23 protein-coding genes are annotated in these 22,781 nt (G+C 63.0%); 12 read left to right on the forward strand and 11 right to left on the reverse strand.

The features are described 5' to 3' along the window. The first annotated feature begins 226 nt into the window (after positions 1-226). A complete protein-coding gene (gene hflD / locus AADX97_RS09825; protein WP_374232523.1) occupies positions 227-874 on the forward strand; it encodes a high frequency lysogenization protein HflD in 648 nt (215 codons plus the stop codon). Between the two features lie 757 nt (positions 875-1,631). Here hflD and AADX97_RS09830 read toward each other — a convergent pair. Further along, positions 1,632-2,678, reverse strand: coding sequence for a Fic family protein (locus AADX97_RS09830; protein WP_374232521.1), 1,047 nt, complete (start codon positions 2,676-2,678; stop codon positions 1,632-1,634). A 284-nt stretch (positions 2,679-2,962) separates the two neighbouring features. After that, positions 2,963-4,090 carry a cysteine desulfurase DndA gene (gene dndA / locus AADX97_RS09835; RefSeq protein ID WP_374232520.1) on the reverse strand — a complete coding sequence of 376 codons (1,128 nt, stop codon included), beginning with the start codon at positions 4,088-4,090 and terminating at the stop codon, positions 2,963-2,965. 145 nt (positions 4,091-4,235) lie between these two features. On the opposite strand from dndA, the gene dndB reads away from it, so the two are divergent. The 6 genes from dndB to AADX97_RS09865 all read left to right on the forward strand — a co-directional run bounded on the left by dndB (position 4,236) and on the right by AADX97_RS09865 (position 12,912). Continuing rightward, positions 4,236-5,336 carry a DNA sulfur modification protein DndB gene (gene dndB / locus AADX97_RS09840; RefSeq protein ID WP_374232519.1) on the forward strand — a complete coding sequence of 367 codons (1,101 nt, stop codon included), beginning with the start codon at positions 4,236-4,238 and terminating at the stop codon, positions 5,334-5,336. Between the two features lie 41 nt (positions 5,337-5,377). Further along, the gene (gene dndC / locus AADX97_RS09845) at positions 5,378-7,030 is read left to right on the forward strand and encodes a DNA phosphorothioation system sulfurtransferase DndC (RefSeq protein ID WP_374232518.1); all 1,653 of its coding nucleotides are present in this window, start codon (positions 5,378-5,380) and stop codon (positions 7,028-7,030) included. Between the two features lie 35 nt (positions 7,031-7,065). Then, positions 7,066-8,154: a DNA sulfur modification protein DndB gene (locus AADX97_RS09850; RefSeq protein ID WP_374238582.1), complete on the forward strand. Its 1,089-nt coding sequence runs from the start codon at positions 7,066-7,068 to the stop codon at positions 8,152-8,154. Positions 8,155-8,323: 169 nt separating this feature from the next. Next, complete coding sequence (locus tag AADX97_RS09855; RefSeq protein WP_374232515.1) at positions 8,324-9,250, forward strand: HNH endonuclease; 927 nt, start codon at positions 8,324-8,326, stop codon at positions 9,248-9,250. 123 nt (positions 9,251-9,373) lie between these two features. Then, entirely contained in the window at positions 9,374-9,994 is a 621-nt protein-coding gene (locus AADX97_RS09860; RefSeq protein ID WP_374232514.1) for a class I SAM-dependent methyltransferase, read from the forward strand. After that, complete coding sequence (locus AADX97_RS09865) at positions 9,991-12,912, forward strand: DEAD/DEAH box helicase family protein (protein ID WP_374232512.1); 2,922 nt, start codon at positions 9,991-9,993, stop codon at positions 12,910-12,912. Before AADX97_RS09860 ends, AADX97_RS09865 begins: the two co-directional genes overlap by 4 nt. 17 nt (positions 12,913-12,929) lie before the next feature. On the opposite strand, the gene AADX97_RS09870 is transcribed toward AADX97_RS09865, so the two are convergent. Beyond that, positions 12,930-13,643: a phospholipase D-like domain-containing protein gene (locus AADX97_RS09870; protein ID WP_374232511.1), complete on the reverse strand. Its 714-nt coding sequence runs from the start codon at positions 13,641-13,643 to the stop codon at positions 12,930-12,932. 27 nt (positions 13,644-13,670) lie between these two features. Further along, the gene (locus tag AADX97_RS09875) at positions 13,671-14,351 is read right to left on the reverse strand and encodes a hypothetical protein (protein WP_374232510.1); all 681 of its coding nucleotides are present in this window, start codon (positions 14,349-14,351) and stop codon (positions 13,671-13,673) included. Between the two features lie 451 nt (positions 14,352-14,802). Between AADX97_RS09875 and AADX97_RS09880 the strand changes: the two genes are divergently transcribed. After that, entirely contained in the window at positions 14,803-15,045 is a 243-nt protein-coding gene (locus AADX97_RS09880) for a PD-(D/E)XK nuclease family transposase (protein ID WP_374232508.1), read from the forward strand. A gap of 641 nt (positions 15,046-15,686) precedes the next feature. Here AADX97_RS09880 and AADX97_RS09885 read toward each other — a convergent pair. From AADX97_RS09885 to AADX97_RS09895, 3 genes are read right to left on the reverse strand one after another with little or no spacing between them, the layout of a single operon-like run. Beyond that, positions 15,687-15,980, reverse strand: coding sequence for a type II toxin-antitoxin system RelE/ParE family toxin (locus tag AADX97_RS09885; protein ID WP_374232506.1), 294 nt, complete (start codon positions 15,978-15,980; stop codon positions 15,687-15,689). Next, the gene (locus tag AADX97_RS09890; protein ID WP_374232504.1) at positions 15,977-16,285 is read right to left on the reverse strand and encodes an addiction module protein; all 309 of its coding nucleotides are present in this window, start codon (positions 16,283-16,285) and stop codon (positions 15,977-15,979) included. Before AADX97_RS09890 ends, AADX97_RS09885 begins: the two co-directional genes overlap by 4 nt. A 23-nt stretch (positions 16,286-16,308) precedes the next feature. Continuing rightward, positions 16,309-16,542: an HAD hydrolase-like protein gene (locus AADX97_RS09895; RefSeq protein WP_374232503.1), complete on the reverse strand. Its 234-nt coding sequence runs from the start codon at positions 16,540-16,542 to the stop codon at positions 16,309-16,311. Between the two features lie 187 nt (positions 16,543-16,729). Here AADX97_RS09895 and AADX97_RS09900 point away from each other — a divergent pair, with 187 nt between their 5' ends. From AADX97_RS09900 to AADX97_RS09910, 3 genes are all read left to right on the forward strand, one after another. Then, positions 16,730-17,440 (forward strand): SDR family oxidoreductase, encoded by a 711-nt coding sequence (locus AADX97_RS09900; protein WP_374232501.1) that lies wholly within the window; start codon positions 16,730-16,732, stop codon positions 17,438-17,440. A gap of 169 nt (positions 17,441-17,609) precedes the next feature. Continuing rightward, on the forward strand, positions 17,610-18,101 hold the full coding sequence (locus tag AADX97_RS09905; RefSeq protein WP_374232499.1) for a DUF1640 domain-containing protein: 492 nt from the start codon (positions 17,610-17,612) through the stop codon (positions 18,099-18,101). A gap of 120 nt (positions 18,102-18,221) precedes the next feature. Then, a complete protein-coding gene (locus AADX97_RS09910) occupies positions 18,222-18,704 on the forward strand; it encodes a hypothetical protein (RefSeq protein ID WP_374232498.1) in 483 nt (160 codons plus the stop codon). Here AADX97_RS09910 and AADX97_RS09915 read toward each other — a convergent pair. From AADX97_RS09915 to AADX97_RS09925, 3 genes are all read right to left on the reverse strand, one after another. Beyond that, positions 18,701-19,129 (reverse strand): hypothetical protein, encoded by a 429-nt coding sequence (locus AADX97_RS09915; protein ID WP_374232496.1) that lies wholly within the window; start codon positions 19,127-19,129, stop codon positions 18,701-18,703. The genes AADX97_RS09910 and AADX97_RS09915 overlap by 4 nt on opposite strands. Positions 19,130-19,292: 163 nt before the next feature. Then, positions 19,293-19,772: a tRNA (N6-threonylcarbamoyladenosine(37)-N6)-methyltransferase TrmO gene (gene tsaA / locus AADX97_RS09920; RefSeq protein ID WP_374232495.1), complete on the reverse strand. Its 480-nt coding sequence runs from the start codon at positions 19,770-19,772 to the stop codon at positions 19,293-19,295. Between the two features lie 31 nt (positions 19,773-19,803). Beyond that, on the reverse strand, positions 19,804-20,415 hold the full coding sequence (locus AADX97_RS09925) for an NAD(P)-dependent oxidoreductase (protein WP_374232494.1): 612 nt from the start codon (positions 20,413-20,415) through the stop codon (positions 19,804-19,806). Between the two features lie 119 nt (positions 20,416-20,534). On the opposite strand from AADX97_RS09925, the gene AADX97_RS09930 reads away from it, so the two are divergent. Further along, positions 20,535-20,699 (forward strand): hypothetical protein, encoded by a 165-nt coding sequence (locus AADX97_RS09930; protein ID WP_374232493.1) that lies wholly within the window; start codon positions 20,535-20,537, stop codon positions 20,697-20,699. Between the two features lie 38 nt (positions 20,700-20,737). Here AADX97_RS09930 and AADX97_RS09935 read toward each other — a convergent pair whose 3' ends face one another. Further along, positions 20,738-22,501: a patatin-like phospholipase family protein gene (locus AADX97_RS09935; RefSeq protein WP_374232491.1), complete on the reverse strand. Its 1,764-nt coding sequence runs from the start codon at positions 22,499-22,501 to the stop codon at positions 20,738-20,740. Positions 22,502-22,781 lie beyond the last annotated feature (280 nt).

Here is a 22,781-nt window from a genome sequence, read left to right on the forward strand (position 1 = left end):
CGGTTGGTTGTGCCTCGCACGGCTCGGCACAACCTACGCCCTTGGCATGAAGGTTTTCGGAATTCGCCTTAAACCGCGTCCAAAGCGAGATGCTAACTTTCGCGTGGGTTCGACGTTTGGTGCATCCTCGGCCCTTAGCGGGGACGCGGTTTGGAACCGGCACTTGGCGCAACCGCCTGGTTCGGGTTCAAATGACCGTCAAGTTCCTCAGGAGATCACCAGCCGAATGCCCCACGACAATCTCGACCGCCTTATCGCGCTCGCCGGTATCTATCAGGCCGTCAACTGTGTCATGCGCGTCGCCCGCTCCGGCTCGGCCGACACCGACGCCATGGATCCCTGTATCTACAGCCTCCTGCAGGTCAATGCCGACGACGTGGGTGCGGTCTTCGGCGAGCCGGGTCGGGTCGCGAACGGGGCGCGACAGATCATTGCGCAGCTCACCGGCAAACCGGAGCGCAACCTGGAGTTGACCCGCTACGTGGTCCTCTTGATGAAATTGGAGCGGGCCCTCGCGGCGCGCCCCGACTTCCTCGCGCGCATCGGCGAAGGCATTGAGGCGGCAAAGGCGAAGCAGGAGCACTTTGCACTCCTGCATCCGAACATGTTGGCCCATCTCGCGGCGATCTACACCGACACCATCAGCACCCTGGAGCCTCGCATCATCGTCCGCGGCGACCCGCTGCATCTGCAGAATCCCGACAACCAGAACCGGGTGCGCGCACTCCTGCTCGCCGGCATCCGATCCGCCATGCTGTGGCGGCAGGTGGGCGGCACCCGCTGGCAACTGCTCCTGAAAAACAAGCAGGTCCTCGCCGACGCCCGCCGCTACCTCAACAGCCTGGCCGACCGAACGGCCAATCCGAATGCGTAACCGGCGCGGCGCCTGAGGGCGCACCCGACCGCCAGCCATCTCGGCTCCGAGTCGCGTATTCTTGAGCGCCAGATGGCCTCGCTCGTAAGACCGGCCACCCAAAACATCAGTCGCTCGTGACACCCGCTCTGCGGTGTCACGCATGCCACGATGGCCGGGGTTACAAGCAACGAAAAACCGGGGACCGAAAAACAGGGGACAGACGACGGTTTCCTGCCATCATCGCTCCATCTTTTCCTTCGGGATAACAGCAGATCGGTATGCCCCGACACGCCCGCATCGTTGCCGCCGGCTTCCCCATGCACGTCATTCTGCGGGGCATCGATCGAACGCTTTCAGAAACAGGTCGCGACCATAGATCTCGAGCCGCGTACCGGAGTCTGGTGTAACCCGCGCCCAGCGTGATCTGCGTCGTTTTCTCGAAAGCGGACTCAGATGAACCAGCGAACATCCATCCTGTCGCGGTTGGGAGAGTCTATCTTTTGAATGAACCCTGACTTTCGTCGGAGGACCGAGGCATGAAGCACCTGCCGGGCGCTCTGACCGTCCTGATCGCGGCCGTAATTGGAGGCTGCGCTCATGGGCCTGACGCCGGGGGTTGGGTCGGGACCGAGATCCAGATTCCGGAGCCGATCGAGATCTCGGCTGGTTCGGCGCGCGCGTGGTTCCAAGGCGGCCGTCAGTCGCCCCGAGCGCCGACCGTCGAAGTGCCCATGGCGGCAGGATCGATACCTTCGATCCAAACAGACGTCCGACTTTAAGCTCGCCCCCCATCACGCTCCCCGAGCGCCAACACGAGCTGCCGTCCCGACCGCGTCAACCGATACCGTTGCTTGGGGCTCTTCGGTATCTCGGGACGCGTCAGCTCAATCCATCCACCGGCAAGCACAGGGTGCAGATAGTCGTAGAGAAACGTCGGCCGATGCGACAGTGCCATGAGCGCCATCAGCGACTTGGCCGAGTAGTCGCCCTCGCCCATCCGCGCCAACAGATTCAGAGCTTGTTCGCTAGCTTGTTCGGTGCCTTGTTCGGCAGCTTGTTCGGTCGAGGCGGACATCAATGCCTCCCGAATCACCCCCAGCATAAATTCGACGAACAGGGTCGAGGCACCCTCGGCGTTGCTCTCGGCCAGCGCTCTGTAGTAGTCCTGTTGACGCGCATGAATGATGCTCTCCACCGGCAAATCGGCGAGCAACGGATTCCACCGGCTCAAGATCAGGGTCTGCCACAAGCGGCCCATCCGTCCGTTACCGTCGTCGAACGGGTGGATAAACGCGAGCTCGTAGTGAACGACGCAACTCGCGATGAGCGGATGCACTTCTGCCCTGCTCAGCCAGGCCAGAAGGTCCTCCATCAAGATCGCCACGCGATCGGCCGGCGGCGCCATGTGAACGACATGATCGCCCGACATCACGCCAACGCCCCCATGTCGATACGCGCCCTGACGCTCCACCAAACCCGTCATCAGAAGGGCATGAGCCGCAAGCAGATCCTCCTCGCTGTCCGGATTCCACGACTGAAAATGCTCGTAGGCCAGGAGCGCATTCCTGACATCTTGGATCTCGCGAGGCGGCGCAATCACAGGCTTGCCTTCCAGGATCGCGCTGATCTGCTGCTCGCTCAGGGTGTTGCCCTCGATTGCCAATGACCCATGAATGGTCCGGATCCGGTTGACGCGCCGCAGACGCAGCGCACCGGCCGACTCGGCCGCCACGGCGGAGCGCCCCAAACGCTCGGCGATCTCGGCGACATCAGCGAGCATGCCCGGGGTAATCATGAAAGGCGGCGAGTCGGTTTTGGTCATGGATTGCGGCGAGTACCCGCCTGGTGTCCTGGTCGAGTCAGAGAGCGTAGGAATCTCCGGCAAAGGAACGACCACCCTGTAGGGGCGACTTCAGTCGCCCCTTGTATGTTCTGTTCTGAAGGGATTGACAAGGAAAGCGATAAACGGACGTTATGAAGAGTGCCCGGGAAGCCGTTCGCCCCAAGTCTTCCCGGAAATCGCCTCAAGCCGCTTGTCGCCTATGGCCCCTGGTTCCGTTACCGCAAGGTTCGCACGCCAACGCTGCCGATTGCTACGAACCCGGCTCAAAGCAACCCACTGATCCGCCCGGCCACCGCCTCCCAATCAACAGCCGGCGTAAGGTGGCACCAACTCAGACGCACACAGCCGTTCGCCTCGTCGTCGCTCATCCCCATCGCCTTCAGCACATGGCTCGGCGAATAGCTGCTCGACGTACAGGCCGATCCATTCGAGATCGCCACCTGATCCTTCAGAGCCACCATGAGCGCCTCGGAGTCCAACCCGGGGAAGGCCAGATTCAGCACATGATCCATCACCAGAGACTGATCACCCGTCAGGCGCGGGCCGAGCGGCATCAGCGCATCCAACGCCTGCCGGCGGATCTCCCGACAGATCGCCTGGCGCCGAGCGCAATCCCGCACCGCGCTCACGGCTGCGGTCCCCAAAGCCGCGATCATCGCAACCGGCAAGGTACCCGGTCGTAATCCCCGCTCCTGACCACCCCCGACCATCAGGGGCTGAAGCGGTATCCGCTCGTAACCCCGGCGCCGGGCAACCAAGGCGCCGATGCCTTTCGGCGCAAAGATCTTATGACCGCTGATCGAGACCAGGTCGATCCGCGGATTGCGCAGCGGTTCCGGATCCTTGCCGAAGCCCTGGGCAGCATCGACGTGGAAATACGCCGGATGGTCGGCGAGCCGCTCGGCAATCGCCTCCAACGGCTGCCGGACCCCGGTCTCGTTGTTCGCCTGCATCACCGACACCAGGACCGTATCCGCCCGCAGCGCCCCACGGATCGCCTCCGGATCCACCGCGCCGCTTGAATCGACCGCAACCCGCGTGACCGAGAACCCGGACCGCTCCAGCAGATCACAGGGCTCCAGCACCGCCTTGTGCTCGATTCGGGTCGTGATGACATGACTCCGCCCAGTATCCGCCTCCGCGCGCAACCCGAGAATCGCGAGGTTGTTGCTCTCCGTCGCCCCGCTGGTGAAGACGACCTCGTCGCGCTTCGCGCCGACCGCCGCAGCGACCTGGTCACGCGCGCGCTGCACCGCCTGCTTGGCCCGCGCGCCGAGCTCATGGGTCCGACTGCCCTCGTTGCCGAAGTCGTCGTCCAAGTAAAGGAGAAGAGTTTCTCGGGCCTCGGGCGCAAGCGGAGTCGTGGCGTTGCAGTCCAGATAGACGGGCATGGGCGGCTCCCGGCGGAAACTATTTGTTGACAGCTCATTTAGGATTAGAGATTATTTGTTTGTCAAACATTTCACAAGAAACATACTCTGCCGCACAAGCCGCGGCCTTGCGGTTAACCTCGCTCATCAACCTGTCGAGCCGACCATGGATACATCGCCCACCCTCACGTTCCCGGTGATTCGCGGTCTCGAAGCGGGCCGCGAGTACTACGTCGCCATGTGGACGCTCCACATGCTGCGCCGTATCTCCGTCTTTCACGAAGACGATCTGCCGCCCGAGCTGCGTTCCCGACGTGCTCTGAATCCCGCGCGAATCCCGGAGATCTCGGAATACATCCTCGACAACCCCGACGACTACGTCTTTTCGGCAATCACGGTCTCAATCGATTCCGAGTTGAGCTTCGATCCTCTCCCCGGTGAAAGCAGGCTCGGCGTCCTCCGCCTCCCTATGGATGCACGCTTCGTGATGAACGACGGCCATCACCGCCGCGCAGCCATCATCGAGGCGCTCAAACAGCGGCCCGAGCTGGCTCAGGAAACCATCGCCGTGATGTTCTTCCGAGACACTGGGCTAGAGCGCTGCCGGCAAGTGTTTTCCGATCTAAACCGCCACGCCATCCGCCCAAGCCGCTCATTGGATCTGCTTTACGAGCATCGCGACGACAAGGCGCGCCTTGCCAAACTGGTCGTGATGGAGTCAGAGATCTTCCGGAATCTCGTGGACATGCAGAAGACTTCGCTCTCCAAACGCTCGTGGAAGCTCTTCACGCTATCCGCCTTCTACAACGCCTGTGCGGACTTGGTGAACGGCATCACCACAGGCAACCTCGCGGACGATGCCGCCTTGGCACGCGAGTTTTGGGAGGCAATCGCGCGGGAGATGCCGACATGGATCCAGGTGAAGGAAGACACCTTGGCCGCAGGCGAGGTCCGAGAGGATTTCGTCCACGCCCACGGGATCGCCCTGCAAGCCTTGGGACGGGCCGGTAACGCCTTGTTGCAAAGGCATCCCGACGACTGGCGAGACCGTCTCGTCGCATTGAGTCGGATCGATTGGTCACGCAGCAACACACGGCTCTGGGACGGGCGTGCGCTCATCGGCGGCAAGGTCGTCAGGGGGACTATCAACCTTGTATTGACCACGAACGTGATCAAGCAGGTCTTGGGGTTACCGCTGGACGCCGAGGAGCAGAACGTCGAGAACACTTACCGGGCTGCTCGCGAGCCGGTCGGCGGTATGCCGTAATGACAACAGGTGAGGTCGACGAATCTGAGCTTCGAGACGACATGAGCGCGCCTGAACAACCGACCCGGACCGACATCCCCGGGGACCGGATCCAGCCCGCCGCGGGCGCCAAATCCAGACGCTCGGCCTTCGACGCCCTCGGGTTCCGCGCGACCATCACTCAACTCAAAGATGAAATTCGCGCCCTCTATACCGCGGACCAGATCCCTTGGATCGTTGGCTATTCCGGCGGCAAGGACTCGACCGCGACCCTTCAGCTCATCTGGACCGCGATCGCCGAGCTACCGGCCGAGCGTCGCCATAAGACCGTCCATGTCATCTCCACCGACACGTTGGTCGAGAACCCCATCGTCTCGGCCTGGGTCGGCAACTCCGTCAACCGCATGCGCGCTGCCGCCGATGACCAAGGTATGCCGCTCCAAGCCCGCATGCTGACGCCGAAGCTGCAGGATCGCTTCTGGGTCAACCTGATCGGCCGGGGCTATCCGGCACCACGGCACAAATTCCGCTGGTGTACAGAACGGCTCAAGATCGCGCCATCGAACGACTTCATCCAGAGCGTCGTCTCGGCCAACGGCTCGACCATCATCGCGCTCGGCGTCCGCAAGGCCGAAAGCGCCCGCCGCGCCGCCACCATGCGCAAGCACGAGAAGGGGCGCGAGCGTGACCGCCTCAGCCCCAATGCGTCCCTTCCGGGGTCTTTGATTTATTCGCCGATCGAGGACTGGAGCAACGACGACGTCTGGTTCTACCTGATGCAGACCCAGAACCCGTGGGGCCATGACAACCGAGACCTGCTCGGCATGTATGCTGGCGCCTCGGCCGACGGCGAGTGCCCGCTGGTCGTCGACAATTCCACCCCGAGCTGCGGGGATTCCCGCTTCGGCTGTTGGGTCTGCACGCTGGTCGAGCAAGACAGATCCATGGCCGCGATGATCCGCAACGACGACGAAAAAGACTGGATGATGCCGCTCTTGGACCTGCGCAATGCGCTCGATTTTCGCAATGGACCGAAAGATGCGAAGGGTCGAAGCCAAACCGACCGGCACCTGCGCGACTTCCGCCGCATGAGCGGCGCCGTCCAACTCATGAAAGACGGCCGGATCATCCCCGGCCCTTACACCCAAGAGGCGCGCGGCGCCTGGCTGAAGAAGCTGCTCGCGGCTCAGACCCATATTCGCCGGCGGGGTCCGGGGTCCGTCCGCGACATCGAGCTGATCGGCCTGGAGGATCTCCAAGAGATTCGCCGCATCTGGGTCATCGAGAAGCATGAGCTCGAAGACACCCTGCCCTCGCTCTATCACGAGGCCACCGGCGAGCCCTACCCGGGCCGTCCCCTGGACGATAACCTCATGATCGGCGCAAAAGAGATGGACGACCTGCGCGCTCTGTGCGGCGACGACCGCCTGCATTACGAGATGACGCGCGACCTTTTGAGTCTCACACGTCAGCAGCGCAACAGTGCTCGGCGCGCCGGTCTCAACAAGCGCATCGAACAGCTGATTCGGCGCAGCTTCTATGATGACCCCGACGACGCGATAGATCGCGTCCAGCGGCTTGGTACGAAGCGAAAGGGCCTGACAGCAGAACGAGCGGAATCGGGTCCGGATCAGCGGAGGTCGGTAGCCGCCGCAGCGACACCGGATCCGGCCTCGTCCGATACGCCCACCGCGCCGAAGAGGGACGGGCTGTAATCGTGCGAAACCGGATCGATAATGACTCGGCTGCAGTGTCCAAGGTCCGTAAGCGACCGACGTCTCGGCAATCAACGCCGACCCAATCGGCGGAGCAGCTCACCACATTTATCGAATTCTCGGCGATCCGGGGCACGCAGGCCGGCCGGCCCCAATACGCAGCGATCTGGCCGGTCGGGATGCTGATCCGTTTGAGCGCCGAATCACTCTCACGCATGTCACGACGTCCGTCGGAGCCCATCGACGCACGCCTCGTAGGTGATCTCGCCGAGCGCTGTGAAACCGAGCCGGAGCGATTGTTCAACCAACCCATCTTGCTCGGCGTTCTCGGAAGACTGGAGTTTCTGCCAACCGAATCGGCTCCGAACATGGGAGTGCTCCGGCTCGATCCGGCCGCCAGGATCGAGATCTTGGATGGGCTCCACCGCCTCGCCGCCATCACACAGGCTGGCGTATCGGACGATCAGCTCGCCGATCTCAGCGCCGCAATCCTGATCAGCCCGATCCGGGAGCTTGAAGATGTCGGGAAGCGCCGACGCGCGTTGACCAAGTGCGCGGGATCGGCAAACACCGGAAAGGCACGCCGGCTGGAGCGCAAGGCGCATCGCGAGCAGATTGCCCGGGATAGCGTTACCCTCTCGCCCTTTCTCACGAAGGCTGTCGACCTCAAACAGACGACCATCGCCCCGCGCTCGCGAAGACTCTTTACGGTCAAGACCTATGCACGAGCCTGCCGCCCGTTCGTAGAAGCGCGAAGAGAGAGCGCGGCCCCGATAACCGCCGAGCAACTGGCTGGCTATTGGCAATTGCTCGCGGACACGCTCCCGGATTGGCAAGGTTTTACGACTCGCCGGATCGGCGGGGGCGAGGTACGAGAAAAGACCGTCCTGGCCAACGCCGGCGTGCTCCGCGCACTGGGACGCCTCGGCGCACGAGTCCTGGCCGAGCCGCCCGCACAGCAACCGAAGCTGATCGCCCGGCTCGCCGGCGTCGATTGGCGACGCGACAGCCCGGCATGGCAAGGAACCCTCGTCGCCGACGGTAAGATCCGAACAGGCAGCGAAATCGAGGACGGGGTCTACCTGCACTTGCTCAAGGTATGCCGACTTGCCGCTGAGGGCTGATAAACCGATCCACCAGAAGATCAGGCTGCGTTTCATCGGAAACGGGTGCAACACCCGCCCCCAGGAACGGCGCGCCGAAATCAAAGCAGGATCCCTACCGACAAACCCTCGTCACTCATGGACTTAACGACGGGGAGCGAGCGCAGCGAACAACTTGAAGACGGGCACTATGGACAACCGCAAAACCTGGCTTAACCGACTCGCCAACCTCAACGTCGCCCGGACCGAGCGACGCGGGGTTGCTCCGCATAAACCCTTGCTGCTCCTCACGATCATGGACATGATCGAAGTCGGCAACATCGCAAGCCGGTGGATCCCATACTCGCCCGAGCTGTTTTTTCGTTTCGGTTGCTACTGGGATGTCGTCTACCACCGCCAGCTCAACCGACCCGACATGCGTTTGCCCTTCCACGCACTCGGCGGACACCGGGACCGGATTTGGGAGCGTTTTACCGACGAGCGCCAGCCGTCAAGAGCGAGGGAGACAACCCGCCTCTGCCATATGGATGAATCCTTTTGGGAAGCCCTTCAGGATCCAGCCTTCCGCCGGGCCGCCCGTGCCCAACTGGTCGCCGCCTACTTCGAGCCGGGCGAGCAGATCGCACTCTGCCAGCAACTCGGCATTCCGGAGCCGACCACTGAGGCAATCGCCGCCATCAAGCAAGACGCCGCCGAATATAAGAAAAGCCTGGCCAAGGGCAGAGACTCGAAGTTCCGAATCTCGGTTCTGACGGGTTACCAGTTCACCTGTGCGCTGACCGGCTACCGGCTCAATACCACGAAGGAATACTTGGTCGAGGCGGCACACATCCACCAACACGCCGAAAGCGGAGACGACGACCCGAGGAACGGTCTCGCGCTCACGCCCGATGCACACTGGATGTTTGACCGCGGACTTTGGACGGTCGATTTTCACGCGGGCAATTACTTGGTGAGGGTCGCGCATGGTCACTTCGAAGAAGCGTCGCCAATCGGCCGAAATCTCGTCGAGCACCACGGCGAAAGACTCTACCTTCCCGGCACCCGAGGTCTGCAGCCCGATCCCAAGAGGTTGGCTTGGCATCGCAAGAGCGTGTTTGTGGGATCCCGGTATTAAGCATCGTCAGGCCGCATCAATCAGAGGAACAACCCAAACGGACTGCCACTGGAATCGAGGAACCCCGCCGTTTTGTGGATTATCATCAACCCACCCCACCTGATGCCGCTTGCCCCTTCGTTCATGCATCCTTCGATATTCGGCACGGAAGACCAAACCACCGCTTATTACACCCAACAGGCCGAGGTCTTCGTTCGCGAGACGCAATTGGTCGACATGAGCACACTGTACGAACGTTTCCTGCCGCGTCTGCGTTCGGGCGCGCATATCCTCGATGCCGGATGTGGCTCCGGTCGAGATACGCGGGCCTTCCTCGAGCGCGGGTTCACGGTGACGGCCTTCGATGCCTCCCCCGCGATTGCCGCGCTGGCCGAGGCGTACCTGGAGATGCCGGTGGCCGTGATGCGCTTCCAGGAGATCGATTGGTCTCGCCACTTCGACGGCATCTGGGCCTGCGCTAGTCTGCTTCACGTGTCCGGCGCCGAACTACCGGCAGTCATGCAACGGCTGACCCACGCCTTGAAGCCGGGCGGTTTTCTCTACGCATCGTTCAAGTACGGCGAGGGCGAGCAGATCCGCAACGGACGGCACTTTACCGATCTCGACGAGACGGGGTTGGTGGACCTTTTGAAACAGACTCCGGAGTTGATCGAAGTCGACACTTGGGTCACCGGTGACGTCAGGCCGGGACGCGAGTCGGAGCGCTGGCTCAATACGCTGTTGCAGACCAGGGAGCCAGCGTGATCCGCCACCTAACCACGGGCGGTTGGCAGGATCCGTTTCTTCCGCACCTGCTTGCCGCGATTCGGCGAGCAAATCAGATCGACCTCGCGGTCGCCTTCATCAAATCCAGCGGATTGGGCCTGCTGTTCAATGCGCTGGCCGATGCGGTCGAGATCCGGGGCGCGCGCCTGAGGATCCTGACCAGCGACTATCTGGATGTCACCGACCCCCAAGCTTTGCGCCGGCTCATGTTGTTGGTGGAGCGCGGCGCCGACGTGCGGATCTTCGAGGCAGCGGATCAGAGCTTTCATCTCAAGGCTTACATCTGCGTGCATGACGCCGATGGCAGCGAGGTTTGGGGGGCGGCCTTCGTCGGCTCCAGCAACATCAGCCGAACCGCACTCACCGACGGGCTTGAATGGAATTATCGGGTCGACCACGCGACCAATCCCGCCGATCCTGCGAGCAGCCGCTTCCGCGAGATCCGCGAACAGTATCGGATCCTGCTTGATCACCCGGCTGTCCGTCAGCTCGACCATGACTGGATCGAAGCCTATGAGGAACGCCGCAAGGTCCAGCGGTTGCCGATCGCACCCGGCAGCGAGGATTCCGATGACCCTGCGCCCTCGCCGACCGAGGTCCAACAAGAGGCCCTGGCCGCCCTGGCGGCAACACGGGAAGCCGGTTACCGTCGCGGACTGGTCGTCATGGCCACCGGACTGGGGAAAACGTTTCTCGCCGCCTTCGACAGTGATCAGTTGCAGGCCGAGAGAGTCCTCTTCGTCGCCCACCGAGAAGAGATCCTGCTCCAAGCCGAGTCGAGCTTTCAGCGCGTCCGGCCCCGCGCCCGTGTCGGACGCTACACCGGGACACGTAAGGACGAGGGCGTCGATTTGCTATTCGCCTCGATCCAGACCTTGGGGCAGCAGTCGCACCTGAGTCTATTCGACGCCGGGCATTTCGATTATGTCGTCGTCGACGAATTCCACCACGCTGCCGCGCCTAGCTATCGACGATTGCTGCAGCACTTCCGGCCCCGTTTCCTGCTCGGCCTGACCGCAACGCCGGAGCGAACCGACCAGTCCGACATCCTCAGCCTTTGCGACGACAACCTCGTCTACAGCCGTCACCTGTTCGACGGCGTCGAGATGGGCTTGCTGTGCCCCTTCCACTACTTCGGGATCTATGACGAGACGGTGGACTACCGGGAGATCCCCTGGCGCAACGGCCGCTTCGATCCGACCTCCCTGTCGAACAAGCTCGCCACCCTCGGCCGCGCCCGACATGCCCTGCGACACTGGCGGGACAAGGCGCAACAGCGCACCTTGGCCTTCTGCGTCTCCATCGCCCATGCCGACTTCATGGCCGATCGCTTCGCCCGCGAGGGCATTCGCGCGGCCGGCGTCTACCAGGGATCGAAGCTGGACCGCAGCGCCGCCTTGGAGCAGTTGGAGCGAGGGGAGCTGCAAGTCATCTTCTCTGTCGATCTTTTCAACGAGGGCGTGGACCTGCCCGCCATCGACACCGTCATGATGCTCCGGCCCACCGAATCCAAGGTGCTTTTCCTCCAACAACTCGGCCGCGGTCTGCGCCTACACGCTCGAAAAGAACGGCTCGTTGTGCTCGACTTCATCGGCAACCATCAAGGGTTTCTCAATAAGCCGCAGGCCCTCTTCGACGTCGGTTCCCGGTATCGTGATCTGGCCGCATTCGGACGCGCAGTTCGTGACGGTCAACTCAAACTTCCGACCGGGTGCTATGCCAACTACGACCTATCGATCATCAATTTCCTGATCGAGCTTCAGGGGAAGGGACCGGAAACCGACTATCAGGCGCTCAAGGAATCGCTGGGCCGTCGACCAACGCTGGCGGAATTTCATCGCAGTGGATCAAGCATGCAGGCGCTGCGTCGCCTCCATGGCCAGTGGTGGGCGCTCGTGCAAGCCCAAGAAGACCTGACGCCAAGCGAGACAGACTGTCTGAAGCGACACGGGGAATTTCTGGGGACCATCGAGACCACAACCATGGTTCGATCCTTCAAAGCCGTCTTGTTGGAATCGATGCTGGAGATCGACGGCTTTCGCACGCCTCCCCGTGTTGAAAACCTCGCGGATAAGGCACTCGACGTCTTCAGGCGGCGTCGCCGATTCATCGCCGACATCCGAGAAGATTTGCGCGACCTGGATGCAGTCTCGCCAGGCAAATGGCTCACCTATTGGAAAGGCAACCCCATCAACGCCTTAACCGGCGGCAACCGGAGCCCGGACGCCAAGCGATGGTTCGAAATCAAGGACGGCCGGTTTCAGGCAACCTTCGATGTGACGGCCGAAGAGCAGGCTACATTCCAGGACATGCTCCAAGAACTGGTCGACTATCGCTTGGCCGCCTATGAACCGCGGCTCGCAACGCCCGAGCAGCCGACCCGGGACACGCCGATTGTGCGGTCCGCCGAGATCATCCCGTTCCGCAAACCCGCAGCGGAGACCATCGAAGGTGATGAGATTCCCTACTTTCCTGACCTGCGTATCGCCTGTGGTCATTTTCGGAGTGGCCGGACGGACGCGAACGAAACCTGTGTCGTGCGGCCGGGCTACGGACGGCTGGATCCCGCGCGGCACTTCGTCGCCCGCGCGATTGGCAACTCCATGGATGGCGGGAAGCAACCGATAAAGGACGGGGACCATCTACTGCTGGAGTTGATCACCCCAGCGAAGGCCGGTGCGATAACCGGAAGCATCGTGGTCATCGAGCGCCAAGACGTCGGCGGCGACGACCAGTACCTGCTCCGCGTGGTGCAGAAGCGAACCGATGGCAGCTACATCCTCAAGGCGAGTAACTCTGATTATCCTGATTACGACATCGATGAAAACATGCGAACCTTGGCTCGGCTAAGAGCCGTTTTGAAGTCACAAGACGTGACAGCGAATCTTCAAGAGTAGGAAAAACCTTGGAGAAACTACCCAAGGCGAAGGCCAGTCGGCCATAAGAAATACGGCCCGAACTTCTTGGAAAACCGAAACTCTCCGCCCGCATCTTTACCTTTCGCGGTCAGCTTGAAATTGTCTCCATCGCGTTCCAGTAGACCCGCGGTAAGCAGTTTGTCATTCAGTTCTACTGTTCGAAGCCCAAGTACCTTGGCAAGCCGAGAGGTGGTCAATTTCTCAAACGTGCCGTCATCCGCGGACTCGGCTGCCGGCTCATGAATCTCGTCTTTGGACTGTTCCACTTTTTCGGCAGAGAGTCGAACCTCGTCGCTGACTCGGATCAGGCGCTGAGCCTCTTCGTAGGTTTCCCGGTAGAGATCGGACTCTTCGTCGCGGTCCACGAAGACGCCCATCTCATTGTTGTTAACCTGACTGAAATCGTAGAGGTTCATCGACGTGATGATGGCGGACTGCTCGTTCAGGTAGCATTTGGCGTGAAGATTCTGGCAGAAGCTTGTGCGAACGAACGCCAAAGATCGGAGCCAATTGATCTCGTGGGGCGCCAACTCGCTCTTGCCATAGACGATGCGCACATCGATTTTCATGCGGTCTTTATCGGCCAGTAACTCACGGATACGGTCGTTGAATTTGAGGAACGGGCTAATGATGATCAGGCGCTCCCGGGCGGCCTTGATCAACTCTTCCAGAAAGTAGTTCGTCGCACTGGTGTTGAGAAACTTCGCCATTGGTGAATCCTTGTCCGGGTACGAATGCTAGTGCGGAATCAATGGTTGGATCACCGTTGGGGCACCAACGGTGGGCCGATTATCTCCGATGACAACACGGTGGTCTGCAATGTCGGGAGAGTTTCGTGGATGTGCCGCCGACCGTCGGGTTACGACACGCCAAGAGGCTGGACGGAACCGCAACGACGACAGCGCGCGCCTAACCCTGTCTACCGATAAGATGTCTGGCGGGGATTGCTCGCGGTTACCGCTGTCGTCGGAGAAGACGCCAGTCTTGGCGTGGAAGAGCCCTCGGGCATAACCGCCTTGGTGGTTGACCCGCATGGCAAGCTTGATCTCCAGCAATCCGGCGGCGGCGAGCCAGGCCAAAGCGTTGAGCCGGTCCTTGATCAGAGCGTCTTCGATCTCCGCCAGGCTGCGGGCCGCTATGGAGCGCAGAACGGCGGCTGGGTTTTCTTGGGCGCGCTCCAGGGCAGCGCAGTCGTCGGGCTCCAGGTGCGGGGAGACGACCAGGCGCATGCGTCCGCGCCGAACTGCCAGACTCGCGACTCCGCGGGCCGCGAAGGCGAGCCCGGCGCTGGTGAAGTAGCCCGCCGCACGGCGGTACAGCACAGCGGTTTCGAGACAGGGTACGAAAAAGTCATGCACCAGGTCGTCGCGACCGGTGCGGTAGGTGAGCTTGAGGGGGATGTGCGTTAGGTCCGGCACCGTGAATCCGGGATGCATTCCGGTAAAGCCATCATGACCTGGGCGCCGATGCGGCAGGACGCGCTGAACCCGCCGTCCGCGCCTTCGCTGCCGTCGTGTGACGCACGATTCGGGGACAGGCCGGGATCGGGTGGCCGCAGGGGTGTCGTTGTTGGGTCCATCGCAGCTCCATCCGCTCTTGAACAGGCGCCTGCTCGGTTTGGGTCGTTGGGCATTGTGCCAAACTTTGCCGGCCGACGCAGTGAATTGGTGCGATCTGGAATGGCTGGTTGGATCGTGGGGTGCGGTATGCGCAGTGCGTTTGGCCGGTCGCGTTCGCCGCGTGGTCGGCGGCGGGGGGCGCCGGCCTGACGGCCGGGGAGTCGACTGCAAGTCGACGATCCCGGGGTTGGACGGCGACCCGCGGCGGACAGGTTCTATCAATGTCGGTTCGGCCCGGTACACTCGCCCCATGCGCCACCCGATCAATCCCAAAGTCGACTGCGTCTTCAAGGCCCTGCTCGGTTCGGAGGACAACCGCGCGCTCTTGATCCACTTTCTCAACGCCATGCTGGTCGACGATCTACCCGCTCCGATCACCGAGGTCGAGATTATCAATCCCTACAACGAGCGCGAGACCTTTTCCGACAAGCTGACCATTGTCGACGTCAAGGCCCGCGACGCGGCGCGGCGACTCTTCCAGATCGAGATTTAGTTGCTGGTCTTCGCCGATCTCGCCTCGCGCTTTCTCGACGGCTGGGCCGATCTGCAAACCTAGATCCGGCAGTTGATCGCTTCGTGATTCATGCAAGGTCTTGACGGCCTTGACGATCGCGCTCGTCCGACAGATCACCGACTGGGTGAAGGCGAATGGAGCCTTAATGTCACTCCTGATCAAGCGCTTACACGTGGCACGAAGCGTTCAACTGCCGGATCCAGGATCAAGCGCGTCAAGAGCTCCTGCGTCAGCAGCGCGGGATCCAACGCGAGCTCGACGAGGCGCGGCTGCCGAGGAAGCGGAGCGACAGGCTAAGGAAGCGGAACGCAAAGACGAAGGAAGCCGCAATCCAAGCCAAGGAGATCGAATCCCGGGTGAAGAAAGCCGCCCTCGCCGAGGTTGAACACCTAGAAGCACTTCTGAAACAGAAGGATGCCTAGCACTCAACCTCGACGTCAGGCTTCGCGCGGTTGACGAGGGCGAACCCAACACCTGAGGTTTCTGCCACCGCCGTTCCGATGTGGACTAGGGTTTCGGGAAGAAGGATACGCATGAAGTTAACCGTTCATCGCACCGGGAAAGGCGGTAGAGTTTCTGCAACCGCGCGCCGAGGTGGGACGGATCGAAAATGCGGGCGATTAGCCCAGCCGCTTGCGAATCCAAGCTGGGTTTCTGCGGCAATCCAGCACGGCGTAGACCATGGCGTTGTCCTGTTCCACGCGGTAGTAGACAGCGAACGGAAAGCGCTTGGACAGTAGGCGCCGATACCGGCCGAAATAGGTCGCATGGATGCCCGCACTGATGGTGAGCGAATCGATGTCCGAGAATAGGGAATCGAGAAAGTAGTTTCCCAAACCCTCCCTCTGCTTCTCGTAAAAGGCATGCCCTTGCAGGAGATCGCGGGTTGCAGCAGAGAGAATCCGAACCTTCAAGGGGCCTGTTTCCGGATGGCGCGCTTGGCGCTCTCCCAGTCTGTGAACTGGTCGATTCCTTGCGTAACCGCGGATTCACGCTGCGCCAGGATCTCCTGATGCCAGGATGGCGATTCAACATCGTCGGCGTGTCTGCAAAGGTCGTCCCAAAGGGATTCCATGGCGTGGAGCTTTTCCTCCAGCGACAGGGATTCAAGCGGCAGTTCAATCATCTTCGATCCCCGAATAATGCTGTCGACGACTTCCATTCTCGTCCTGGCGGCGATGCCGGTCGAAAACGCGCGGGCAAATCTGAGCAGGCTCAATGACGGAGGTGCTGCGTACGAAGCTAACGCAAAGGGCTGCGCCCGGCAATAGAGGCGCTCCTCGGCAACGGCCTATCGCAGGCTGCGTACGACGAGACCGAGAGCCGGTCCGTTCCGAGATCCGCGGACCGGAGCTTGCCGGTGCGCAACAACAAGGTCTTAGTTCCGCCGGTCTGCGCGCCCGCGATGTCGCTGCGAATGTCGTCTCCGATCATGTCGGATGCGGCGCCTTCGCAGCTCCGGGGTCGGCCGAACATGCGCTCGGTGATTCGGCGCCTGGGTGCCGCGGCGAGGGCCGACGATCGGATATGATCGCGACGGCACCGACGGCATGCGGGTCTTGCACCTGAACAAACCGGGTCGCTGATGGGTCGAAGCTCGGCAGCAACCCCAGCCAATCTCGGCTGCCAACCGGCGTCTCGCCCGTCTCCGGAGGAGCACGCAATGTCCGATCAACCCGTCGCTGTTGTGACCGGCGCCAATCGCGGCCTGGGACTGGAGACCAGCCGTCGACTGGCGGCCTTGGGCTACACCGTCATCCTGACCGCCCGGCGTGAGCCGGAAGGCCGAGCCGCCGCTCAGGCCCTGGCGGATGCCGGTCACGATGTCCGTTTCCAGCCTCTGGACGTGACCGACGAGGCGTCGATTCAGGCCCTGGCCGAGACCGTTCGCGGGATCGGCCGGCTGGACGCCCTGGTCAACAACGCCGGAATCGTCCCCGACCCCAAGCCCGGAACAGAGGAGGCCAGCGTCTTTCGGGCGGACCTGGAGACGGTGCGCCGCGGCATGGAGACCAACGCCCTCGCGCCGCTGCGACTCTGTCAGGTGTTGATCCCCTTGATGAATGGTCGAGGTCGCGTGGTCAATGTCTCATCCGGCATGGGCCAGCTCGACGAGATGAACGGCTGCTGCCCGGGCTATCGGCTCTCCAAGGTGTCGCTCAATGCACTCACTCGGATCTTCGCCGACGAGTTGCGCGAAACGGGAATCAAGGTCAACGCGGTCTGTCCGGGCTGGGTCCGCACGAATCTGGGCGGTGAAAGGGCGCCATTGTCGGTGGAGGAAGGAGCGGAGGGCATCGTCTGGGCGGCGACGCTCCCGGATGACGGGCCGAGCGGAGGCTTTTTCCGACATGGAGAGCCGATACCCTGGTAGCTTGTGGGGGGGTGGGGCGGCGGCACGAGCAGTCCATGATGCCGGGAGTGACCCCACTCGCGTTCACCTCAGGACAGGAGGCGCAGGCTGATCCGAGGCGAGAGACCGACCAAACGACCTTCCCGAGCAGAATCTTGCAGCCGTCCACATATCGCTGTATCGTCGCGCCATGAGCTCAAGCGTTGCACTCTACGAAGCCCTCACTACGGCACCCGACGACCGTACCCGTGCGCGCGTTATCGCCGAGGCGTTCGAGCGACTGGAAGAACGCTACCCGCACCTGCCTGATCTAGCCACCCAAGGTCATGTTCGCGAGTCGGAGCTGCGGCTGCAGAAAGACATCGAGCAGGTCAGAGCCGAGCTGCGCGCCACCGAGCTTCGGCTGCAGGCGGAGATCGAGCAGGTCCGCACGGATCTGCGGGCGACCGAGCTGCGCCTTCAGGGGGAGATCGAGCAGGTCCGTGCCGAGCTGAAGATCGACATCGAGCATCTCCGTGCCGAGCTTAAGGCCGACATCGAGCAGATCCGTGCCGACCTGCATGCGACCGAGCTGCGGCTGCAGAAAGAGATCGCACACGTTAAGCTGGATCTGCTCAAATGGCTGGTGCCGCTGATGTTCGCCCAAGTGGCCGCCATCGCCGCACTGGTGAAGCTCCTCTGAGGCACGGCGAAACACGTGCATCCTCATGGGCAGCGCAGGGTGTTGTCCATGCCCTCTCTTACCTCTTGCGACAGCAACCAGCCGAGGGGCCGCTCCACGTATCGGCTTGCCACTGCCGCGATGGTCGCGGCGTCGGCAGAGATTCGGTGCGGTCGTATCGTTGTCGATGATGATCAGAATCGGCTTCAGAGCGGCACCGTTGTTCACCAACAGGGTGATGAGATCGGCCATCGTTGCGGCGCCCGAGCTCTCGAAGTAGCCGCCGTCGACCAGCCGCAGCCTGTCGCCGTTCTCGATCCGGACGGTGCCGGCGGGGCTGACGTAGGTAAAGCGGGCGCTGGCGCCCGCGGCGGCACTGGTGCGAATCTCGCCGAGACCGTAGCGAGGCTCCAGCAAATCGATCACCTGTGGAAGTCCGTCGACGCGCAGGTTCGAGAAGACACCGCGTTGGCCGGTCTCGACGATGGTCGTATTCAGCAGCAGGCTCGGCAGAGCTGCCGCCTCGGACCCGGCATACAGGCCCTGGAACGGACCCTTGAAGAGCGCCCTCGCCTCTTCGTCGAAGGCCGTCTCCCAGGAGCGCTCGAGAAAACGCTGCACTAGGTCCGGGAAGAGCATCCCGGCAACGACCGGCGACAGAAAATCGTGGCCGACCGTCTCGCGCACCTGATCGAGCAGGGCATTGGCCCGTCCCGTTTGCAGCCCGCCCTCTTCAGAGCGACATAGGTCGCCGCACCGAGGCTGCCGCCGGAGACGCCGCTGACCGCAAAGAGCCGTTCCGTGAAGGGCGCGGCGAATGTCTGCTCGAGATAGGCCAGCGTAGACGCGGTCCAATAGGCCGCGCTGGTGCCGCCGCCCGAGGTGGCGACCAGAACCACCGATTCAGGCGCAACGGCACTCCCGGCTCGCTCCTGTTGCCAGGCCGCGACGAGCTGCTCGACAGGCGTGGGACGCTGGGGTGTGCTGTCCAGGCCCTCGCCGACGCGCACCGCGTGGTTGTCGTTCCAGATGCCGAACACCAAGGCCAACAGTAGCACCGCGAGCGTGAGCGGCCGGCGAGTCCCAGTAGTACCTGATCCTCCCGACCAGCCGACCGTCGTTCGCTCCCGGAGTGCTCATGGCTGTTCTCCCGCGCATCGGTAGACACCCCGAGTATAGTGCGTGCGGGAGGAGGAGCCAGGCCCTCTGACCCTACTGAAACCGATCATCCGATCGATGGCTGGAGACCGCCGAGGCGGCTTTCTCGAACCAGCCGGTGCGCACGTCTTTCGGCGTGTCGAACGCCGGGACATAGGGCTTGATGTCCAGCAGCGGGGTCCCGTCGAGAATATCCACGTTCGTGATGGACAGTAGGCCGCCCTCGATCTTGTCCAGTTGCACGACCGACAATCCGATCGCGTTTGGGCGTTTCGGCGCGCGGGTCGCGAACAGCCCGCGCGGCTCTCGATCGAGAAATGGCACCGGTTGGAGATTGAATCCGCGGCTGTGGTGGAAGTGGTAGAGCAGGATCAGGTGCGAGAAGCCGTCGAGATCTTTCAGACCCTCTCGGAAGGCATCGAGCACCTCGATCGTCCCCGAGACGCCGAGCGCACCGGTCGGCTGAATCGGCATGTCCGTGGGCTCCGCGAACGGTGAGTGGATGGTGCCAATCGGGCTGTATTCGATGTTCATAGTTCCTCGGTGACGGTCACCTCGCGGCTGATCAACTCACCGCCGGGGTCTGGTGAATGAAGGTCGGGTCGGTCAACTGCCGCAACACGAAATCCGCCACATCGGCACGGCTGATACGACCGCCTTTGATCGAGCGGTCGCGCCCGAAGCGATAAGCGCCGGTGCGTGGGCCGTCGGTCAATCCGCCGGGACGCACGATGGTCCAGTCGATCCCGCTCGCCTTGATGAGCCGTTCCTGCTCTTCTTTGGCCATCATGATGGGTTTCAGTGTCAGGTCCATGATGACGCGGAACGCCCAGCTGATCTGCTCGCGACTGTCTCCGACCCCCAGCGAGGTCACGGCAACGAGCCGACGCACGCCGGTTTCGTGCATCGCCTCCAAGATCACCCGCGTGCCGAGCGCCTCGATCGGCTCACGGCTCCCGTGCGAGCCCAGGACGCAGATCACGGCATCGGCACCTTGGATGCAGCGGGTTGTCGCGGCCTGATCCTGGACATCCCCGATGACCAAGGTCAATCCTGTCCGCTCTACGAGCTTCGAGGGATCGCGCACCAACGCCGAGACGGCGTATCCCTGCGCAAGGGCCTGATCCAGAACCTGGCGCCCGGTTCCCCCGGTCGCGCCGAAAAGAGCAATGTGCATTAGGTTGTCCTCGTGAAGCCGCCGTCGATCCGCCGTCAGGTTACACCCCGCAGCCGGACCACACCACGCACACCGATGAGGCGCGACCCCGAGCCCGGAGCACCGACGCCCACGCTGGCATGCGTACCCAACGCCCGTTCAGCATCTTTCACCAAGGCTGCGACCGTGCGGAGCGTCGCGGCATAGTCGACCTGCGGCATCGCCAACTGCCGTCGCAGCAGCTTCCGAGTCGGGATCTCTCAGCAGCCCCACTCTTCATGACCCAATGGCAGACGATTCAGTGAGTCCCGCGACTGCCGCCACTGCGGCAGATGGCTGTCCATCAGCTCGACAAACCTGGCCAAGGTGTCGTGGCGCGCAGGTCGACCAGCAACCGCTGGCCGCGGTGCGGCAGCCAGGCGCTGTCGAGGGTGTCGAGGACGAACCGCAAGCGGGGACCGCTGCGCATATCGCCCCCTTCCGGAAGGGTTCCGGGCTCGCCGGTGTCGCGGTCCAGGCTGGAGTCGACGTAGGCGGCGCCGATGCGCAGCTCCGCGGTGCCGTCGAGCAGGGTCGCCCCGAGGTCCACCCCGGCCGTGAGGGTCTGGGTCTCGTAGCGCGCGATTCGGCTGCCCTGACGAAACACGCTGAAGGGGTCGGTACCGAAACCCATGTCGGCGGCGACGAACAGCCGACGGTCGATACCGAGGGGCTGATAGAGCTCGGTGGCCAGACCCAGTGCGTCGCCGAACTGCAGGCTGGTCAGCCACTCGGCCCCCAAGGCGTTCATCCAGGTCCGCCGATAATCCGCGCGCAACCCGAAGCGCACGTCGCCGCGGAAATCGGACGCGACGCCCAGACCCAGGTTGAGGTATCCGGGACCCCAGGGCTTCTCGCGCGCATCGATCACCAACAGGCTGCCGTGGTCGAGCGGTTCCCGTCGATAATCGATGTTGAGGAAGTCCCCGCGGGCATAGACCGTCTGCAGATCCTTGCGAAGCTGCTCGCGATCGAGCGGCCCGCCCTCCTGACGGGACGCGAGCGGAGCGAACAGGGCCGGATCGACCCAGTGCAGACCGCGCACCTCGACCCCCGCAATCGCCGTCTCCTCGCCCGACGGACGGCGCAGCCAGGCCCGCCAGGCGGCATACTCCGCCGGGCTCAGGCTCAGGCGCTCGAGGGGTTCGGCCATCGCGCGGGCCGCACGCTCGCCCGCCTGGATCGCCTCCGCGGAGCGCTTGAAGTCAAGTGAGCCGACGTCGCCCAAGTCGACCTTGATCAGGACATCCGTTCCCGGCCGCAGCTCATCCCGAGAGTGATCCAGGTTCTGGGCGACAAAGATCTGCAGCATCTGCACCATCACCCCGACCACCGATTCGAGGCGTTCCCGCGGCAGGTAGGAGGTCCCCAGGTCGACCGCGATGACGACGTCCACGCCCATCTGCCGAGCGACGTCCACCGGCATGTTGCGCACCAGACCACCGTCCACGAGGAGCTTGCCGTCGATCTCCACCGGCGAGAACACCCCCGGCACCGACATGCTGGCGCGCATCGCCCGCGGCAGCGGACCCCTGTCGAGAACCTGCATGGCGCCGTTCTCCAGGTTGGTCGCCACCGCACGGAACGGGATCGGCAGATCGTCGAAACGCGGTACATCCGCCGCACTCCCCGCCAACTCGGTGAAGAATACATCCACCTTCTGCCCGGCCAGCGCCCCGCCCGGCAGATGCAGGCCGCCCTTGCCGACACCCAGGCTCATGTTCAACGGGGTCTCCAGGTCGCGCTCCTTGCGCCGGATCGGCCAGCCCTCGCGCGGCGGCTCGTCGAGCAACAGGTCGTCCCAGTCCAGCGCGCCCAAGCGGGCCTCCATCTCGGCAGGGCCGAGTCCGCTCGCATAGACACCGCCGACCAGGGCACCCATGCTGGTGCCCGCCACCGCGCTGATCGGCACGCGCAACTCCTCGAGGACCTTGAGGACACCCACATGGGCGGCCCCACGCGCACCGCCCCCGCTCAGCACGAGCCCGATGCGCGGGTGCGGCTCCGCCGAGCCGAGCCCGGGCAGGCTCAGACAGCAGCGGAGGACGAGAACCAGGCTGCGGTGCATGAGTGGCTTCCTTCAATGATGATCGTTATCGTGAAACGGCATCGGTTTGTAGAGCGCACAGGGGCATTCGCCGACCCGCTCCATGGTTGGGCCGCCGGCAACGACAGTGATCTCGATGGCTTCGACGATCGCATGTCGGTGATTTGGGCGACGCGAGACGGGGGGCGACTTGGGAGGAGCAGTATCGCGAGCCCACCGGCGGCATCGGCGCGGTGGTGTTCGCCAACAGCGCGGTCGGTTATGCCTTCGGTCGGACTGGACTCGGGCTCAAGACGACCGA

This window comes from Thiocapsa sp. C2-2m (assembly GCF_041903745.1).
Lineage (GTDB): Bacteria > Pseudomonadota > Gammaproteobacteria > Chromatiales > Chromatiaceae > Thiocapsa > Thiocapsa roseilacustris.

What these genes read in the sequence shown, in the direction of transcription:
- hflD (WP_374232523.1), top strand. Translation starts at nt 227, where the DNA reads ATGCCCCACGACAATCTCGACCGCCTTATCGCGCTCGCCGGTATCTAT.
- AADX97_RS09830 (WP_374232521.1), bottom strand. Translation starts at nt 2,678, where the DNA reads ATGACCAAAACCGACTCGCCGCCTTTCATGATTACCCCGGGCATGCTC.
- dndA (WP_374232520.1), bottom strand. Translation starts at nt 4,090, where the DNA reads ATGCCCGTCTATCTGGACTGCAACGCCACGACTCCGCTTGCGCCCGAG.
- dndB (WP_374232519.1), top strand. Translation starts at nt 4,236, where the DNA reads ATGGATACATCGCCCACCCTCACGTTCCCGGTGATTCGCGGTCTCGAA.
- dndC (WP_374232518.1), top strand. Translation starts at nt 5,378, where the DNA reads ATGAGCGCGCCTGAACAACCGACCCGGACCGACATCCCCGGGGACCGG.
- AADX97_RS09855 (WP_374232515.1), top strand. Translation starts at nt 8,324, where the DNA reads ATGGACAACCGCAAAACCTGGCTTAACCGACTCGCCAACCTCAACGTC.
- AADX97_RS09860 (WP_374232514.1), top strand. Translation starts at nt 9,374, where the DNA reads ATGCATCCTTCGATATTCGGCACGGAAGACCAAACCACCGCTTATTAC.
- AADX97_RS09870 (WP_374232511.1), bottom strand. Translation starts at nt 13,643, where the DNA reads ATGGCGAAGTTTCTCAACACCAGTGCGACGAACTACTTTCTGGAAGAG.
- AADX97_RS09880 (WP_374232508.1), top strand. Translation starts at nt 14,803, where the DNA reads ATGCGCCACCCGATCAATCCCAAAGTCGACTGCGTCTTCAAGGCCCTG.
- AADX97_RS09895 (WP_374232503.1), bottom strand. Translation starts at nt 16,542, where the DNA reads ATGTTCGGCCGACCCCGGAGCTGCGAAGGCGCCGCATCCGACATGATC.
- AADX97_RS09900 (WP_374232501.1), top strand. Translation starts at nt 16,730, where the DNA reads ATGTCCGATCAACCCGTCGCTGTTGTGACCGGCGCCAATCGCGGCCTG.
- AADX97_RS09905 (WP_374232499.1), top strand. Translation starts at nt 17,610, where the DNA reads ATGAGCTCAAGCGTTGCACTCTACGAAGCCCTCACTACGGCACCCGAC.
- AADX97_RS09910 (WP_374232498.1), top strand. Translation starts at nt 18,222, where the DNA reads ATGGTCGCGGCGTCGGCAGAGATTCGGTGCGGTCGTATCGTTGTCGAT.
- tsaA (WP_374232495.1), bottom strand. Translation starts at nt 19,772, where the DNA reads ATGAACATCGAATACAGCCCGATTGGCACCATCCACTCACCGTTCGCG.
- AADX97_RS09925 (WP_374232494.1), bottom strand. Translation starts at nt 20,415, where the DNA reads ATGCACATTGCTCTTTTCGGCGCGACCGGGGGAACCGGGCGCCAGGTT.
- AADX97_RS09930 (WP_374232493.1), top strand. Translation starts at nt 20,535, where the DNA reads ATGCGTACCCAACGCCCGTTCAGCATCTTTCACCAAGGCTGCGACCGT.
- AADX97_RS09935 (WP_374232491.1), bottom strand. Translation starts at nt 22,501, where the DNA reads ATGCACCGCAGCCTGGTTCTCGTCCTCCGCTGCTGTCTGAGCCTGCCC.